Annotated in this window: 12 protein-coding genes; 7 read left to right on the top strand and 5 right to left on the bottom strand. The window is 74.5% G+C overall.

From position 1 onward, the window contains the following. Nucleotides 1–43: 43 nt before the first annotated feature. From WME90_RS40145 to WME90_RS40155, 3 genes are all read left to right on the top strand, one after another. Nucleotides 44–1,666, top strand: coding sequence for an AMP-binding protein (locus WME90_RS40145; RefSeq protein WP_437277368.1), 1,623 nt, complete (start codon nt 44–46; stop codon nt 1,664–1,666). A gap of 116 nt (nt 1,667–1,782) precedes the next feature. After that, nucleotides 1,783–2,382: a hypothetical protein gene (locus WME90_RS40150; RefSeq protein ID WP_437277369.1), complete on the top strand. Its 600-nt coding sequence runs from the start codon at nt 1,783–1,785 to the stop codon at nt 2,380–2,382. Between the two features lie 97 nt (nt 2,383–2,479). After that, a complete protein-coding gene (locus WME90_RS40155; RefSeq protein ID WP_437277370.1) occupies nt 2,480–4,486 on the top strand; it encodes a hypothetical protein in 2,007 nt (668 codons plus the stop codon). Between the two features lie 232 nt (nt 4,487–4,718). On the opposite strand, the gene WME90_RS40160 is transcribed toward WME90_RS40155, so the two are convergent. From WME90_RS40160 to WME90_RS40170, 3 genes are all read right to left on the bottom strand, one after another. Continuing rightward, nucleotides 4,719–5,642 carry an alpha/beta fold hydrolase gene (locus tag WME90_RS40160; RefSeq protein WP_437277371.1) on the bottom strand — a complete coding sequence of 308 codons (924 nt, stop codon included), beginning with the start codon at nt 5,640–5,642 and terminating at the stop codon, nt 4,719–4,721. Between the two features lie 159 nt (nt 5,643–5,801). Beyond that, a complete protein-coding gene (locus WME90_RS40165; protein ID WP_437277372.1) occupies nt 5,802–7,427 on the bottom strand; it encodes a multiheme c-type cytochrome in 1,626 nt (541 codons plus the stop codon). A 110-nt stretch (nt 7,428–7,537) separates the two neighbouring features. Next, nucleotides 7,538–9,007: an MlaD family protein gene (locus tag WME90_RS40170; protein ID WP_437277373.1), complete on the bottom strand. Its 1,470-nt coding sequence runs from the start codon at nt 9,005–9,007 to the stop codon at nt 7,538–7,540. Nucleotides 9,008–9,192: 185 nt separating this feature from the next. Here WME90_RS40170 and WME90_RS40175 point away from each other — a divergent pair, with 185 nt between their 5' ends. The 4 genes from WME90_RS40175 to WME90_RS40190 all read left to right on the top strand — a co-directional run bounded on the left by WME90_RS40175 (nt 9,193) and on the right by WME90_RS40190 (nt 14,939). Then, nucleotides 9,193–10,350, top strand: a complete 1,158-nt coding sequence (locus WME90_RS40175) for a CAP domain-containing protein (RefSeq protein ID WP_437277374.1) — start codon at nt 9,193–9,195, stop codon at nt 10,348–10,350. A gap of 202 nt (nt 10,351–10,552) precedes the next feature. Further along, nucleotides 10,553–13,018 (top strand): Hsp70 family protein, encoded by a 2,466-nt coding sequence (locus WME90_RS40180; protein WP_437277375.1) that lies wholly within the window; start codon nt 10,553–10,555, stop codon nt 13,016–13,018. Further along, on the top strand, nt 13,018–13,401 hold the full coding sequence (locus WME90_RS40185) for a hypothetical protein (RefSeq protein ID WP_437277376.1): 384 nt from the start codon (nt 13,018–13,020) through the stop codon (nt 13,399–13,401). The genes WME90_RS40180 and WME90_RS40185 overlap by 1 nt, the downstream gene beginning before the upstream one ends. Then, complete coding sequence (locus WME90_RS40190; RefSeq protein WP_437277377.1) at nt 13,398–14,939, top strand: hypothetical protein; 1,542 nt, start codon at nt 13,398–13,400, stop codon at nt 14,937–14,939. Before WME90_RS40185 ends, WME90_RS40190 begins: the two co-directional genes overlap by 4 nt. 30 nt (nt 14,940–14,969) lie before the next feature. Here the strand turns inward: WME90_RS40190 and WME90_RS40195 are convergent, their stop codons facing one another. Both WME90_RS40195 and WME90_RS40200 read right to left on the bottom strand, forming a co-directional pair. Continuing rightward, nucleotides 14,970–16,097 carry a cation diffusion facilitator family transporter gene (locus WME90_RS40195; RefSeq protein ID WP_437277378.1) on the bottom strand — a complete coding sequence of 376 codons (1,128 nt, stop codon included), beginning with the start codon at nt 16,095–16,097 and terminating at the stop codon, nt 14,970–14,972. Continuing rightward, nucleotides 16,094–17,326 carry an acetyl-CoA C-acetyltransferase gene (locus WME90_RS40200; protein ID WP_437277379.1) on the bottom strand — a complete coding sequence of 411 codons (1,233 nt, stop codon included), beginning with the start codon at nt 17,324–17,326 and terminating at the stop codon, nt 16,094–16,096. Before WME90_RS40200 ends, WME90_RS40195 begins: the two co-directional genes overlap by 4 nt. Nucleotides 17,327–17,428: the final 102 nt, after the last annotated feature.

A 17,428-nucleotide genomic window follows, 5' to 3' on the forward strand; every position in this document is an offset into this window, starting at 1 on the left:
CCGGCCTGGCTCCGCGCACGTCCGCCGTGCGAGAGTTCGCGCGATGGCTTCCCCGCTCGTCGAACGGCTCGCTCAGCTCGGCTCGTCCGCCCGAACCGCCGTCGAGGACGAGCGGGGGCAGACCCCCTTCGCGGCGCTCCTGGAGCGAGCCCTCCGCGTCCGCGGCGCGCTGCTCGCGGGCAGCACGCGGCGCGGCCTGGGCGAGGGAGGGCGCCCGAGCTCCCTGGAGGGGGAGCGGATCCTGCTCCTCGTGTCGCCCGGCGCGGCGTGGGTCTCGGCCTTCCTCGGCGCCATCCTCGCCGGCGGGATCGCGCTGCCGCTGTCGGCGCTCTACCCGCCGGCGGAGCTCGCGTGGCTCGCGAGCGACGCCGGCGTGCGGAGGATCATCGCCGACGACGACCTCGCCCCCCTCGTCGCCCCGATCGCGCAGGGCCGCGTCGTCCTGCGCGTGGAGGACCTCGAGCGCGCCGCCCCGGGGTCGGACGCGGCGATCTCCGACCTCGCCGCGGACGAGCCGGCGCTCCTGCTCTACACGAGCGGCACGACCGGCAAGCCGAAGGGGGCGCTCCTCACGCACCGGAACCTGGCCGTGCAGGCGGAGCTCCTGCGCGCGGCCTGGGGCTTCTCCGATCAGGACGTGCTGCTGCACGCGCTGCCGCTGCACCACCTCCACGGCGTCGCCATCGCGCTCACGACGTCGCTGCTCGCGGGCAGCGCGACGAGGATGCTGCCGCGCTTCGACGCCCAGCGCGTCGCCGCCGAGATCGCGCGCCGCTCGGTGACGGCGTTCATGGCGGTGCCGACCATGTACCAGCGGCTGTTCGAGCACGTCGACCGGGGCGGCGCGCCCGGGTTCGCCGCGGGGGCGCAGGCCCTGCGGCTCGCGACGAGCGGCTCCGCGGCGCTGCCGGTGACGCTCGCCGAGCGCTGGCGCGACCTCACCGGCACGATCCCGCTCGAGCGCTTCGGGATGACCGAGATCGGCGTCGGCATGAGCAACCCGCTCGATCCGGGCGCGCGGCGGGCAGGCTGGGTCGGCTCCCCGCTGCCGACCGTCGAGGCCCGCATCACGGACGACGCGGGCAACACGTCGGCGTGGGCGCCGGGCGAACGACCGCCGGACGAGCCGTCGGCGCGGCACGGCGGCGGCGCGGTCGCGCGAGGCGAGCTCTGGATCCGCGGGCCGAGCGTCTTCAAGGGATACCTCGGGCGCGAGGACGCCACCGCCGCGGCCTTCCAGGACGGCTGGTTCCGCACCGGCGACGTCGCGGAGCGCTCCAGCGACGGGTGCTTCCGGCTCCTCGGGCGGACCTCGGTCGATATCCTCAAGAGCGGCGGGTACAAGCTGTCCGCCCTCGAGATCGAGGAGGCGCTGCGCGAGCACGGCGCGATCGCCGAGGTCGCGGTGGTCGGCATCCCTGACGAGGCGTGGGGAGAGCGCGTCGTCGCTGTCGTCGTCGCCGCGCCGGGGCGAGAGGCGGAGTGCGCCACCGGACCGCTCCGCGCCTGGGCGAAGGAGCGACTCGCGCCCTACAAGGTCCCACGCGAGTCGCTCGTCATGCGGACCCTGCCGCGCAACGCGATGGGCAAGGTCGTCAAACCAGACCTCGTGAAGGCCATCACGGCGGGTATGACCGTCGATGGGCGCGGCCCGATCGAGCGGTAGGCGGCAGGTCGGTAGGTAATAAGTAGGTAAATCGAGCGGTGGACCGAGCGGTACACGCCGCTTGACCGACGCGCTCGGCTCCGGCCTACTCGACGCCAATGCAGACTGCCAGCCCCATGGTCCAAGCCGCGTACGGCGGCCTCGCGGTTCAACCGTTTGCGCACCCCACCTACACGATCAAGCGGCCTTTCTGGTCGCTGCTCGGCCGCAAGTTTCACGTCTACGCGCCCGACGGCTCCCTCGTCTGTTTCGTCAAGCACCCGCTGCTCAAGCTGCGTGAGGAGTTCACCCTCTTCGCCGACGAGTCGGAGTCGCAGCCGCTGCTCACGATCCGCTCGCGGCAGGTGATCGCCCTCAACAGGTGCCTCGACGTCCTCGACGCGCGCACCGGCGAGCGCGTCGGCACCATCCGCTCGCGCGGGCTCAAATCGATCATCCGCGACACGTGGGACATCCTCGACCCCGCGGATCAGCCGGTCGGGCTGATGCAGGAGGACGGCGCCGCGATGCTCCGCCGCATGTTCCCGCTCCTCGTCGGGAAGTGGCACATCGAGCTCAACCAGCAGGAAGTCGCGAAGGTGAAGCAGGTGTTCCGGTTCTTCGTGAAGGAGTTCACGCTCGACCTGTCGATGAACCAGGGGCGAATCGACGCCCGGTTCGCCATCGCCTGCTCCCTGCTCGCCCTCATGGCCGAGACCGCGCGCGAATCCCGCTGAGGCCGGGCCCATGGCCCGCTCGGGTCGCGCCCGGCCATAACGCGCTCGCTCGCCGAAACTTGGCCCATTTCCGCGAGCTCTGCGAGGGTCCCGCGCGATGCGCCTCGATCCTGTCTCCCGCCTCGACTCCACCTCCGAGGAGGGCCGACCGACGTCCCCCCCTGCGCCCCCATCCGGCACGGCCCGCTTCGCCCCGAGCGGGCAGGGCGCCGACGCCGAGCGCGAGCTCAGGGCGCAGCGCTTCCTCTGGGTGAGCGCCCCGGCGGCGCCTGAAGGGCAGCTCCGCGTGGCGCTCGAGGAGGCCGTCGAGCTCGCGCTGGCCATGCGCGGCGCGCTGCCGCCGCGGGTCCAGGAAGGCGCGCCGGTCGAGGCGGTGATCGCCGACCAGGTCTTCCGCGCCAGGGCGCTCGGCGCCGCAGGCCTCGCCGTCGCGCTGCCGCGGCTCACGGGCGGGCGCTCGGCCTCGCCGCGCGCGCTCCCCCTGGAGGACAGCGCGACGCTCCTCGCCTGGCTCGGCGCGGCGCGCGAGGCGCCCGTCGCCCTCGTCTTCGACGCGGACGACAGGTCCACGCAGCTGCTCGCGCCGGTGCCCCTCACGGACCTCGTGGAGAGGAGCTCGCGCGACGGGTATGGCGCCGTCTCCTCCTTGTACCCGCGCGGGCAGGCGCGCGGCCTCGCGGCGCGCGGGGAAGAGCGCCCCGTCGGGCCGGCGCAGCCGAGCGCCGGACCGATGGCCACGGACGAGGTGCTCCAGGCCCGCTCGACGGCCACCGACGAGGTGCTCCAGGCCGGACCGGCGGCCCCGTTCGAGGCGCTCCAGGCCCGCTCGATGGCCACGGACGAGGCGCTCCAGGCCCGACCGACGGCCCCCGAGGCACACGGAGCACCGGCGTCGCCTGCCTCCGCCGAAGGGCGGACCGACGGGAGGCCGCGCGGCGTGCTGCCCCCCCGCTCCTCGAGGATCCGCCGCGCGGATGCGCCGGCGGTCGTCGCCGGGAGGGGCGCCGGCGTCGCGCGAGCGCCGGGGGCGCCGACCGCCGCGAACGAGACGGCCGCGATGGCGCCGGCCAGCGCCGACCCCGGCGCAAAGGCCGAGGAGCCGGTCACGCCGCGCGAGGAGCGCGGCGCAGGGCCGACGCTGAGGCCGCCGCGAGCAGCGTACGAGGCCGCGCCGAGCGCGCCGAGCGCTGACGCGGCCCAGGCGGACGCCGACGCGCCCCCGCAGGCGCGGCAGGAACGGAAGGCGCCGCGCGACAGGGTCCTCAGCGCGGCGGAGTGGCGCGCGCTCGCCGTCGAGCTCGACAACGCCCGCGGTCCGAAGCCGGTCCGGGTCATCGAGCAGCTGTTCGCGACCCACTACACGCCGCTGCTCGGCGCAACGCTCGCCGGCGAGACCGACGCGGCCGTGCGCGGCGTTGTCGACACCTGGAGGACCAGCTTCGAGCACAGCTACCGCGAGGCGTTCTCGGCGCTGCGCGTGACCGGCAAGCGGCCGCCCATGGTGTTCGATGCCCCGGACATCGCCGCGCGCATCGCCCGGCTCAACGGGGCGCGCGGGGTGAAGCTCCTGCTCGTGGACGCGATGCGCTTCGATCTCGGCGAGCGGGTCGCCGCCCATCTAAGGGAGATCCTGATGGATCGGGCCATCCTCGTGGAGCGATCGCTGCTCTGGGCGGCGCTGCCGCCCACGACGACGGCGCAGATGTCTCTGCTCGCCCGCGGGCCGGACGGGCTCCGCGAGACGATGCCCCCGAGCGAGGCGGAGCCGGCCATCGCCCGCGGGCGCGCCGTGGCGACGCTGCGGCGCGAGCGGGTCGGGTCGCGCGAGCTGATGAAGCTCGACCTCGTGGAGGCGCGCCTGCGCGCCGCGGGGCCGCCGTTCGCCGAGCGGATCGAGGCCATCGCGGAGGAGGTCGCCGACGTGGTCGCGCGGTTCATGGCCAGCCTGCCGCCGCGGACCTTGCTGCTCGTGTTCGGCGACCACGGCTTCCGCATGGCGCCGATGGGAGACGGCAGCACGACCGGCCCGGCGTCGCAGGGCGGAGGCTCACCGGAAGAGGTGCTCGTCCCGGCGCAGGCGTGGCTCGTCGGCGGCGTACACTGAGCGGCCCTCGACCGCGATCCTCCCGTCCCGGGCCCCGATCCTCCCGTCCCGGGCCCCGATCCTCCCGTCCCGGGCCCCGATCCTCCCGTCCCGGGCCCCGATCCTCCCGTCCCGGGCCCCGATCCTCCCGTCCCGGACCGCGATCCTCCCGTCCCGAGCCGCGATCCTCCCGTCCCGGGCCCCGATCCTCCCGTCCCGGACCGCACGGCGATGTCGTGGCGTCGCACGAGGGCTACGGGGGTGGCGCGGCTCCCGGCGAGAGGAAAGCGGTGAGCGCCGGGAGGACGAGCGCCGGATCCTCCAGGTGGGGCGCGTGCCCGAGCGGCACCATGCGCAGCGTGGCGCGGGGGATCGCGGCGGCCGCGGCGATGCCGAGCGGCGCCGGGAACACGTCGTCGCGCTCGCCCCAGAGCACCAGCGTCTCCGCGTCGATCTCGCCGAGCCGCGAGAGGCGATGGGGCACGGCGCCGAAGGCAGGGAACAGCGCGTTGAACGCGGCGACAGGCGCGACCCGGCCGTCAGGGACGGCGTAGAGCTCGCTGTGCAAGGCCGCCACGCGCTCGCCGAGCGCGGTGGGCCCCGGAGGGTGGATGCGGCGGAAGAGCGCGGGGCCGAGCACCCGTACGAGGCGCTCCGGCGGAGCGCGGAAGTAGGCGCGGCTCCGCGCGGTCATGATGGGACCGACCCCCATCGCGCCGATGAGCACGAGCCTCCGCGGGCGCGCGCGCTTGCGGAGCGCGATCTCCGCCGCGACAAGCGCGCCGAGGGAGTGGCCTACGAGGGCGGCGTCGCCGAGGCCCAGCTCGTGGAGGAGCTCCTCCACCGGCTCCACGAAGAAGCGAAGGCCTCCCTCGAAGCCTCCTCCCTCGAAGGGGGGCGACGACGCGTGGCCGAAGCCCGGCAGATCCACGGCGACGACGCGGTGGCGCCGCGCGAGCTCGGGGAGCAGCGGGAACCACGTCGTCGCGGCGTTCCCGCGGCCGTGCAGGAGGACCACCGGCGAGCCGCCGCCGCCCTCCAGGTAGCGGAGCGTCGAGCTCAGCGCGGCGCGGCGGTGCACGGTGAAGGGAGGCGTGCCCGAGGTGAGCTCCGCGAGGATCGCGCTCTCGACCGGGCCCAGGCGGGAGACGACGGCGTGGACGTTCGTCACAGGCACATGCCGTAGCGCGATCGAAACGGCGCGGGAATGCCGCAGCCCAGGAGCCGCCCAGCGGGAGAGCGCCGCCGCCGCGCCGGGAGCCGCCCAGCGGCAGAGCGCCGCCGCCGCGCCGGGAGCCGCCCAGCGGGAGAGCGCCGCCGCCGCGCGGCGCCCCCGTCAGTCCCTGCCGTGCCCGGGCCCGAGGATGAGCTGCATCTTGGACATGGGCTCGAACCCTTCGACGTGCGGCGAGTGGTGACACTGCGTGACGCAGCTCTGGGGCGGGGGCGAGAGCACGATGAGCCCCTTCTTCTCGGGATCCTTCGCGTGCAGCGAGCCCGGGCCGTGGCACTCCTCGCACTGCACGTTCTGCAGCGAGGCGTTGTGCGTCACCGTGGAGCCGCCCGGCTTGCCGTACCCGGTCACGTGACAGCTCACGCAGTCCAGGTTGAACTCCTTGAAATCCTGCTGCAGCGTCGCGTAGGCCCGCGCGTGCGCGGTGCCGTCGAAGACCTTGCGCTCCTCGTCGTGGCAGTTCGTGCAGGCGTCGATGCCGATGTAGCTGGCCTCGCCCTTCGCCGGCTTCTCGGGGACGCGATCCGCGAAGGCCTGCTTGTTGTGGTCGTTGACCCGCTTGTAATAGGCGAGGAGCTGCCCGGAGACGTCCTTGTCGGCGCCGAGCTTCTCGCGCACCTCGACCGAGCTGTAGCGGAAGAAGCTGCCGCTCACCTTCGTCTCCGCCGCCTCGAGCTGCGCCTTCTCGGCCCGCAGCTTCTCCAGATCCGCCTTCCGCGCCTCGACGTCCTTCGCCGAGACCTGCTTGTCGCCCTCCCAGCCGTTCAGGCGGATCTCGAGCTCCCGGATCCGCGAGGACAGGCTGATGAGCTCCCCGGCCTTCGCGACGCCGCCCGCGTCGGCGAACACGAGCGGGCCGGCGCCGCCGCCTCGAACGAAGAGATCCACGATCGCCACCGACTGGAGGTGGTTCGGCGTCTCGACGACAAGCGTCGACCCGATGATCTCCGGCGGCTTCGGGCCGTCGTTGCCGTCGCCGCGCTCGCTGGGCTTGCCGAGCACCAGCACGTGCAGCGCCGGCACGTTGTCCGCGAGCCGCAGCGCCTCGCCCCGGGGCAAGGCCGCGAGCCCCACGAAGACGCTCGCGCCCTGCTTCCTCGCCTCCTCGACGCCCGCCTTCATCGCGTCGATCGCCGGGCCGGCCTTGACGCCCTCGGGATACGTGCCGGCGCGGCCCTTCGGGTCGCTCACGCCGATGAGGCCCACCTTCACGCCGGAGACGTCGCGCACGACGACGCCCTGGACCCCCTTCGCGCCCTCCAGGTTCTTGCCGAGCAGCGCCGCCCCGGACTGCTCCTCGTACTTCCCGAGCGCGTCCGCGCCGAGCGCCCAGTCGTTCTCCCCAGGCGCCCACGCCGTCAGCCCGATCTCCTTCGCCGCCAGCGCCATCGCCTCGGCCTTCCAGGCGTCCTGGGACGAGCGCTCCGCCTTCACCTCGGGGTCCGTGAACAGCATCGGCCCCGCGCCGACGACGAGCCGCTGCGGGGCCTCCTTGCGCTGGCTCTCGATCAAGGCCGCGAGGTGGTCGATGCCGCCCAGCTGATCCTTCGTGCAACCGCACGGCTCCAGCGCGCCCGCCACGGTGCTGAGCACGTAGAGCCGCACCGTCGGCGTGTTCGCGTTCGCGTCCACGTCCGCGTCCGCGCTCACGGCGGCCGTCGCGGGGAGCTTGCACCCCTGGCAGGCCGAAGCGAAGCCCGCCGCGGCGATCGCGAGGAAAGGAATCAAGAGCGCGTATCCGCGACGCACTCCGCGAAGAAGCGAGCGCTTCATGCTCGCGCTATAGCACAGGGGCTCGGGCGCACCGCCGGGGCCGCGCCGAGAGGGCGCGCGCGCGATCAGAACGACGGAGCGAAGGGCAGGACCGTCTTCAGGTCCGCGTCGTTGAACCGGAGCTGCAGGCCGATGAAGTAGTCCCGGCGATCGCCGTTCAGGATGTCGTCGATCCCGCCGAGCAGCCACAGCTTGCGGATGAACTCGTACGCGAGCGCGACCCGCCAGCGCGGCGACAGCTCCTCGCCGAAGCCGAAGAGGTCCTGGCGGAGCTCGAACCGGTCGTCGAGCAGGTGGAGGTCGAGGCCGAGGCCGCCCGTCGACTCCTTGATGCCGAACCGGCCCGTGAACGGGCCGAGCCGCTTCGCGAACTGGAACGAGAACCGGAAGGCGTTCGTCGTGATCGTGCGGATCTCCCGGTAGTGCGCGGGCTCGTTCGGGTTCGTCGTGTCGACGTCGATCTGCTGGAAGTCCGTCTTGCCGCGCGGGTCGTTCACCAGCTCGACGAGGTAATACTTGTCCTCCGCCGGCTGGAGCCTGAGCTCGACGTAGCTCTTGATGGTGTTCGCCAGGAAGTTGTAGTCGGTCCGGAGCCCGACCACGGTCTGGAACCGGTTGAGCCCGCCGACGAGGTCACCGACGTTCTCGACGACCGTCTCGACCTCGTTGATCAGCGTCTCGTCCCGGGTGATGCGGCCGAGCGTCCCCTCCCCGCGGTCCACGCGCGCGGCGACGCTGTCCACGTGCTTCAGCGCCGACTCGAGGCTCTCTGTCGCGCGGCCCACCCGCTCCGCGGCGCTCCGGAGCTCGCCGGGCTGCCCGTTCCGGCCCGGCACCTCGGCCGCGGCGGTCATCGTGCGGATGTCGCGGCTCACCTGCTCGACGTTGCGCAGGATCTCCCGCAGGCGCGGGCCCGAGTCGCCCGTGATCTGGTTGATGTTGTTGATCGTCTGCGTGACGCCCGCGCGGTTCTCTCGCACGGTCGCGTTCAGCTGCTCGGTGACGTCCGCGAGGTTGTCGAGGATCTGCGCGAGCCGCTCCTGCCCGCCCTCGGAGCCGACGGTCTGCTTCAGCGTCTCGGTGACGGCCTTGACATCCTTGAGGATGTCGGAGACCTGCCCCTGCATCGACTGGATGGTCGGCTCATCGATGTAGTAGAGGACCCGCCCCTCGTCGGGGATGCGCGGCTTGCCCTCGGTGCCGGGCGAGAGCACGACGAACGACTCGCCGATGAGGCTCGTCGCGCGCTTGCCGATGGCCGCGTCCTCGTAGAGCGGGACGTCGGGGCTCATCTTGATGTCGATGCGCGCCTGGCCGTTGTAGAGCGAGATCTTGTCGACGACGCCGACCTGGATGCCCGAGATCATCACCCGCGATTGCGGCGACACGCCGATCGCATCGGGCAGCGTGGCCCAGACCCGGTAGCCGCTCCCGCCGCCGACGTCGCGCGAGACGAAGCGGTACCCGCCGTAGGCCGCGCCCGCGAGCACGATCGTCATCACGCCGACCTTCGCGGCCTTGGAGACCTCCGCCATGCTGCGCAACGGCCACGGTAGCACGAGCCGCCCCGAGGACCGCGCGGCTTTCGCGTGGACGCGCGTCCATGCGCCTAGACGCGCGTCCACGCGCCTCGACGCAAGCTTGCCCACGGCGCAGGCGGCAAGCCTGCCCCGGCGCAGGTGCACGAGCGCCGGGTCGGGAAACCTGCTAGCCGAGGCAAATGCGGTCTTTGTGGGCCAGTGGGGTGTTCGGCGCGGCGCTCGCCTCGGCCGGCACGGCGACGGCGGAGCCGCCGGCGCTCACGTGGGAGACGACGACGCGCTCGCCCCAGCCACCCAAGGCGGTCTCGCCGGAGATCGCCGCGCTCGCGGCGCGCTGCGGGAGCGCGGACGCGGCGCTCGCCGCCGTCGCCCAGCGCAACGTCGAGCGGCAGCTCCAGGGCGGGGAGATCATGCCGCCCGACGAGCTCGCGTTCACGCTGCGCGCCGCCGGCGCGCCGCACGCCTGGCCGAGGGGCTGGTCCATCTCCGGCCGGGGGCTCGGGCCGGCGGAGGTCGGGGCGCGGATCGACGGGTGGCTCTCGGGATGGACAACCCTCGGGGTGCGGCGATGTGGGGTGGCCCAGGCGAAGAGGCCGGACGGAACGGTGATCGTGTCCGCGATCGGGGTGGACGCGCTCGCGGATCTGTCGCCGCTGCCGACGACCGCGCGGGTGGGGCAATGGGTGACCCTCGAAGGGACGATGCGGGTCCCGGCGACCGCGGCGAAGGTGGTGCTGCTGGGGCCGCGAGGCGCGCCCAAGACGGTGCTGAGCTCCCTGTCGGGCGCGCGGCTCCGCTCGAGCTTCGCGGTCGATCAGCCGGGGAGCTGGCTTGTGCAGGTGCTGGCCACGGTGTCGACCGGGCCGAGGCCCGTGCTGGAGGCGATGATCTTCGCGGGGAGCGCGCCGCCGGGCCGGTTCGTCCGCACGGCGGCGCCGGGCGAGGAGGCCGCGAAGGGGGCGCAGGGGGACGAGGACGCGATGCTGCGGATGATGAACGCCGCGCGCGCGTCGGAGCGCCTGCCCGCGCTCGCGCGGGACGCGGCGCTCGCCGCGCTGGCGCGCGCGCACTCCGAGGAGATGATCAGGGCCAAGATGGTCGGCCACGACGTGGGCTCGGGCGATCCGGCGGCGCGCCTCAGGGCGGCCGGCTACGAGGCGACGATCGCGGGGGAAAACGTGGCCAGCTCGAGCACGACCGAGGGAGCGCACCGCGCGATCTGGGCGAGCCCGTCGCACCGGGGCAACCTGCTCGACGGGCGCTACCGGAGGACCGGCGTGGCGGTGGTGCGCGACCCGAGCGGCCGGGTCTGGGTGACGCAGCTGTTCGCGGGGTGACCGCGGACGTCGCGGAGCTGCGCCGACGTACGCTGTTCCCGTACCCTGAGGGCGGACGCGCCTTGCGGCGAGCGGGCGCTCGCGGCGAGGCTCCACGCGGGCGCTTCGCCGGGCGCTCGCCGGGCGCTCGCCGGGCGGTCGCCGGGCGGTCTAGGGGGGCTCGCCGGGCGGTCGCCGTTCCGCGCGTGTATCCTTGCAAGCGATGGCTGCACGCCCGCTTTACGTCGGTATCGACCTCGGCACCACGAACTCGACCGCGGCCGCCTTCGACGGCGAGAAGGTCACCCTCGTCAGGAACTCCCAGGGCGCGACGCTCACCCCGAGCGTGGTGCGGATCGACGCGCGCGGGACAGTCACGGTCGGCGCGCGCGCGCGGCGGTTCCTCGAGAGCGATCCGCAGAACACCCGCGCGGAGTTCAAGCGGCTGATGGGGACGGCCCAGCCGATCGAGTTCGCGGCGGCGAGGGTCACGAAGAAGCCCGAGGAGCTCTCCGCCGAGGTGCTCCGCTCCCTGCGCGCCGACGTCGCGGAGCACCTCGGGGTCCTGCCGGCCTCGGCGGTGATCTCGGTGCCCGCGCTGTTCGAGCTGCCCCAGAGCGCGGCGACGTCGGACGCGGCGCGGCGCGCGGGGTTCGAGCGCGTGGAGCTGATCCAGGAGCCGGTGGCCTCGGCGCTGGCAGCCGGCTGGACGGTCGAGGAGTCGACGGGCAGCTGGCTCGTCTACGACCTCGGCGGCGGGACCTTCGACGTCTCCCTGCTCGAGACGCGCGACGGGCTGCTGCGCGTCGTCGGGCACGACGGCGACAACTTCCTCGGCGGGCGCGATTTCGACTGGGCGATCGTCGACTGGGCGCTCGCCGAGATCGCGCGCACCCAGGGCGTCACCGTGAGCCGCGCCGACCCGCGGCACGCCGCCGCGCTCCGCAAGCTCAAGCTCGCCGTCGAGGAGATCAAGATCGAGCTCACCCGCGCCGAGGAGGCGGCGCTCGCGGTGCCCGCGGCGTTCGAGGTGGACGGCGCGCCCATCGACGTCGACCTGGTCCTGCAGAGGTCCACGCTCGACGCGCTCTGCGCGCCGATCATCGACCGCTCGATCGAGGTCTGCCGGCGGCTGCTCGCGGCGCACGGCCTGGAGGCGTCGCAGCTCGCGCGCGTCGTGCTCGTGGGCGGACCGACGGTGATGCCGGCGCTGCGCGATCGCGTCCGGGACGCGCTCGGCGCGCCCTTCGGCGAGGGGCTCGATCCGATGACGCTCGTCGCGCAGGGGGCGGCGATCTACGCGGCGACGGCGGGGCTCGACGCGCGGGCCTCCTCCTCGCGCGCGCTGGCCAAGGAGGAAGGCCGCCGGCTCTGGCTCCAGTACCCGGCCATGTCGAGCGACCTGACGCCCCACGTCGTGGGCCGCGTCATGGAGGGGCCGGGGGCCGCGCCGGAGCGGATCCGGCTCACGCGTGACGGCGACGGGTGGACGAGCGCCGAGGCGCCGCTCGACGCCGAGGGGGCGTTCGTTGTGACCGTCGACCTGCTCCCGCGCCGGCCGAACGTGTTCAGCATCGAGGCGAGCGCGTCCGGCGGCGCGAGGGTGCCGGTGCACCCGAAGGCGATCACCATCGTCCAGGGGCTCACGATCGGCGATCCGCCGCTGTCGCGCACGATCGGGGTCGCGCTCGCGGACAACTCCGTGCGGGTCTACTTCGAGCGGGGCGCGCCGCTGCCGGCCCGGCGGACGTTCGTGCACCACAGCGTGGAGAGCGTCCCGAAGGGCTCCAGCGCGTGCGTGCTGAAGATCCCCATCGTGCAGGGCGAGCTCGACGTCGCCCACCTCTGCCGCGTTGTCGGGGCGCTCGAGATCGACGGGAGCGGGCTCACCCAGGCCCTGCCCGCGGGCTCGGCGATCGAGCTCACGCTCGAGCTCGATCGGGGCGGGCACCTCTCGGCGCGCGCGCTGATCCCGTCGCAGGGGCTCGTGTTCGAGCGCGTCGCGCACCTCCTCGTCCCGGAGGCGGCGCCCGAGGTGCTCGACGCCTCGATCACGGCCATGCGCGAGCGGCTCGCCGCGGTGCGCGAGGCCGCCCTGCGCAGGGACGCGCCGCACGCGCTCGGCAAGGTCACGTACGTGGAGTGCGCGCTCGCCGAGGTGGAGCGCGACGCCGCCGCGGCGCGCGGCGGCGACGCGGACGCGGGGCAGAAGGCGCGGCGCGCGCTGCTCGAGCTCGACGTCCTGCTCGAGCAGGCCGAGGCCGACAAGCGCTGGCCGGAGCTCGACGCCGAGGCCCAGGCCGCCGTCGCGAGCGCGTCGACGTGGATCTCCCAGCTCGGCTCGGGCACCGAGAAGGCGCTCCTCGAGGAGGCCGCGCAGGGCGTGGCGCGGGCGCGCGCCGAGAAGAACCAGGTCGAGCTGCAGCGGCAGCTCCGCCTCGTCCGCAACCTGAGCAGCGCGGCGTTCCACCGCCACCCGCAGGCGTGGGTGTGGATGTTCGAGGAGGCCGCCTCCGAGGCGCACCAGGCCTCGGATCTCGTCCGCGCGCAGCGGCTCGTGCGCGACGGGCGGGGCGCGGCGGAGCGCGGCGACACGGCGGCGCTCAGGACGATCACCGAGGAGCTCTGGCGCCTGCTGCCGGTCGACGCGAAGCAGCGCAGGCTCGGGCACGAGTCGGGGGTGCGGTGATGGACGACGCGCTCGGCCGCATCCGCGACAACCCGTTCTACGTGCTCGGCCTGCGCCCGAGCGCGAGCCGCGCGGAGATCGAGCGCGAGGGGCAGAAGCTGCTCGGGATGCTCGAGCTCAAGCTCGCGAGCGCCGCGACGTACCCGACGCCGGTCGGCCCTGGCGCGCGGACGGCCGACAAGGTGCGCCAGGCCATGGCGGCGCTGCGGGACCCGGAGCGCCGCCTGGCGCACGAGCTCTGGGCGCGGCTCGACCCGAGGCCCCCGCCGAAGGACGAGCTCGACGACGACCTCGGCGAGCTGCCGCCGCCGGAGCCGCCCGGGGAGGACCCGCGCGCGCCGTGGCCGGGGGCGCTGGCCGCGCTCGGGTGGAGGGCGCGATGAGCTGGGGCGGCCTCCTGGCGCTCGCCCTCGCCGCGCGGATGCTCACCGAGGCCGCCGCGCGGAGGGCCTCGCCCGGAGCGCCGCCGCGCCCCGAGATGCTCGGCGTGGGCCTCTGGAACACCGTCGTGGTGATCGTCCTCGTGCCGATCGCGCTCGTCCTCGCGCTCGCGCTCGCCACGGGTCAGCTCTGGTGCGCGCTGCCGCTCGCGCCGCTCACGCTCCTCATGGCGCCCTGGCCCTTCGCTCGCCACGTGATCATCCCGCTCGGGCTGCCGCGGACCGCGTACTGCGTCGCGTGGCTGTCGGACTGGACCTTTCGCGCCGACCGACGCGGCGGCGCGGCGCTCGCGGCCGCGTGGGCGCTCTGCCGCGCGCGGAGGCCGGACGCCGCGGTGGAGGCCTGGGTCAGCGAGCTGATCGAGCGGAGCGGCGAGCGCGCGGGCGCGGGGCCTGCGCCGGCGCCCTCCGCTCCGCTCCGCGGCGCGGGGATCGCCGCCGGCGCGATGCTCGCGGCGCACCGCGGCGACGTGGAGGGCGCGCGCGCGCTCTTCGACAGCGTGACAAGCCTCGACGATCGCGCCTGCCCCAGCGAGGCCCGCCGCATCGCCGCGGGCTGGCTCGCCGCCGAGGCGGCCTCGCGCGGCGACTGGGCGGCCGTGGCCGGGCACGCGTGCGTGGGGGGCGGCCGGGCGCTGTCGCTGCTCGGCGCCGTCGCCGCGCGGCTTCTCGGGGAGGAGCCCGCGCCGGGGGCGCTCGCGCTCTGGCTGCGCTGGCTCATCGCGCCCCGCCGCCGCGCGACGCTCCCGCTCCTGCGCCGCGCCCTGGCCGCGGGCGCGGGCGCGCCGCGCCCGGAGCCGGAGGCGCCCGAGCCCTGCGCGGCGAAGGTCGCCGAGGGCGACCTGTGGAGCCGGGCGGTGCTGCTCCACGCCGCGCTGCTGCTCCGGCCTCGGGGCCAGGTCTCGGGCGACGATCTCAGGCGGCTCGGCGGCGCGTGGGACGCGGCGCTCGACGACGAGCGCGCCCAGGCCGAGCTCCGCGCGAGGGCGGCGTCGCTCGGCGCCTCGGGGGCGCAGGCGGCGCTCGGCCCGCTCGCGCGCGCGGTCGAGGAGGACCTCGCCGCGACGCTGCGCGCGGCGCGCGTGCCGCGCGCGGAGTGGGATGACCTCGGCGCGACCATCGGCCGCACGCGCCGGCGCCTCCGGGACGAGCTCCTGTCCGAGGTGGAGATCGCGTGCGACGCCCTGCGCCGCCGCGTCGACGAGCGGCGCGAGCTGCCGGCGCTGTCGGAGTGGCGCGAGTGGACCTCGCTGCGCGCGCAGTACGAGGCCGCGGCGGTGCTCGTCGGCACGGAGCTCCGCCGCCTCGCGTTCCCCAAGCTGCACGCCGACGTGTGCCACGCGGCCGTCTGGCTGTTCAACACGCGCAAGGAGCGGGCGATCGCGAACGCGATGTTCCGGTGGCTCCTCGCCGAGGCCGAGGCGCTCGGCGACTCGCGCCTCGCGGGGCTCCAGCGCGGCAACGTCGAGTGCGGGGTGTGACGAGGGCGGAGCGCCTGTCGCGGGTGAGCGCTACGCGCCGCCCCGGTCGCCCGCGGGGCCGTCCCCGCGCGGCGCCGCGGCGCCCGGCCGCCTGAGCGTCACCAGGTGCTCTTCCTGGAGCGGCTCCGGCTGGATCGTGCAGTGGTTGAGCGCGTGCTTCTCGCGCAGCTGGCGGGCCACCGCGGCGGCCACGTTCGTGCCGTGGTGCCCCTTGGCGAGGACCACGTGCACGGTGAGCACGTTGAAGCCGTCGGAGATCGACCAGACGTGCAGATCGTGGAAGTCGACGACGCCCGGCACGCCGCGGATGGTGTCCTCGACGTGGGCGAGATCGATCTCGATCGGGCTGCCCTCCATGAGCACGCGGGACGTGTCGCGCACGAGCCGCCAGCCGCCCCAGAGCACGAGGCCGCCGATGGCCGCGCTGATCACCGGATCGGCCCGCGTCCAGCCGAAGGCGATGATGAGCACGCCCGCCGCGATGGCGCCGATCGAGCCGAGCGCGTCCGACACCACGTGGGCCAGCGCGGCCCGCGTGTTGATGTTGTGCCCGTGCTCGCCGGTCGATAGCAGCAGCGCCGCGACAACGTTCACGAGCAGCCCCAGCGCCGCGGTGACCGCCAGCGCCTCGGCGTGCACCGCCTCCGGCGCGCGCCACCTGCGGGCCGCCTCGATGAAGATCCAGATCGCCGTCAGCGCCAGCGCGATGCCGTTGGCGAACGCCGCGAGCACCTCCGCGCGCCGGAAGCCGTACGTCCGCGCGCGCGTCCGCGCCTGCGCCGCGATGCGCTGAGCGATGATGGCGAGGCCGAGCGCCGCGGCGTCCGCGAGCATGTGGCCCGCGTCGGCCAGCAGCGCGAGGCTCTTCGACCACCACCCGACCGCCGCCTCGACGACAAGGAACGACGACGTGAGCGCGAACGCCGCGATCAGCCGGCGGAGCGGCGCGTGCCGGTAGTCGTGGCTGTGGTCGTGGTGCCCCGAATCGCCGTGGTCGTGGTGTCCCGGACCGCCGTGGTCGTGCTCGTGGTCGTGGCCAGGACCGTGCCGATGGCCGCGTTCGTGCCCCTCACCGCGAGCGCCGCGCCCGTGCTGGTGCTCGTGAGGAGCGCTCCCGTGATCGTCGGGCGCCCCCATCACCGCGCCGGAGCGGCTCACACCCGCTCGATGATGGTCGCCACGCCCATCCCTCCGCCGATGCAGAGCGTGATCAGCGCGGTGGCCTTGCCTTCGCGCTCGAGCTCGTCGAGCGCCGTCCCGATCAGGCAGGCCCCGGTCGCGCCAAGCGGGTGCCCGAGCGCGATCGCGCCGCCGTTCACGTTGACGCGGTCGAGATCGATGTCGAGCTTGCGCGCCGTCTGCAGCGGCACCGCCGCGAACGCCTCGTTGATCTCCCAGAGGTCGACGTCGCGCGCCTGCATGCCCGCCTTCTTGAGGGCGCGCTCCGACGCGGGCGCGGGGGCCGTCAGCATGATGACCGGCTCGGCCCCGGCCGTCGCCGTGGCGCGGATCCTCGCGCGCGGCGTGAGCCCGTGCGCCTTCACGTAGTCGCCCGACGCGAGCAGCACGACCGCCGCCCCGTCGACGATGCCGCTCGAGTTGCCCGCCGTGTGGACGTGCCGGATCGACCCGACCTGCGGGTAGCGCGCCAGCGCCAGCGCATCCACGGTCTCGCCGCCGGGGCCCATCGGCGTCGACCCCAGGCTGGCGAACGCCGGCTCGAGCTTCGCGAGGGCCTCCATCGTCGCCCCGGCCCGCGGGTGCTCGTCCCTGTCGAGCAGGGGCTTGCCGTCGAGATCGACGACCGTGAAGAGGCTCTTCGCGAAGCGCCCCTCGCCCGCGGCCCGCTCGGCCTTGCGCTGGCTCTCCAGCGCGAAGCGGTCGACGTCCTCGCGCGAGAAGCCCTCGATGGTGGCGATGAGGTCGGCCGAGATGCCCTGCGGCACCATCGCCAGCTTCTTGCGGAGGGCGAGGTTGTTCCCGTCGAGGGGCGCGCCGTCCGAGCCCATCGGCACGCGCGACATGCTCTCGACGCCGCCGCCGATGGCGACCTCCTGCTGGCCGGACATGACGCCCATCGCCGCGAAGTTCACCGCCTGCGCGCCCGAGCCGCAGAAGCGGTTGACGGTCACGCCGGTCACGTCGTCCGGCCAGCCGGCCGCGAGGATGGCGGTGCGCGCGATGCACGCCCCCTGCTCGCCCGCCTGGGTCACGCACCCGACGACCACATCCTCGACGTCCTGCTTGCGGATCCCGGTCTTCTCGGCGAGGCGATTGAGCGTTTGCGCGAGCAGCTCTTGAGGGTGCACGCCCGAGAGCGCTCCCTTGCCCGCCTTGCCGCGCCCGCGCGGCGTGCGAACGGCATCCACGATGAAGACGTCTCGCATGACAGGCCTCCGAGCTCGATGTCCGGCCCGTGCTTAGCACACCCCCCGTTTCCGGGGCAGGCTGGTCGCGACGGGTCTCGGTGGACCTGAGCCGCTGCGGAT

The sequence above is a fragment of the Sorangium sp. So ce375 genome (assembly GCF_051473855.1).
GTDB lineage: Bacteria > Myxococcota_A > Polyangia > Polyangiales > Polyangiaceae > Sorangium.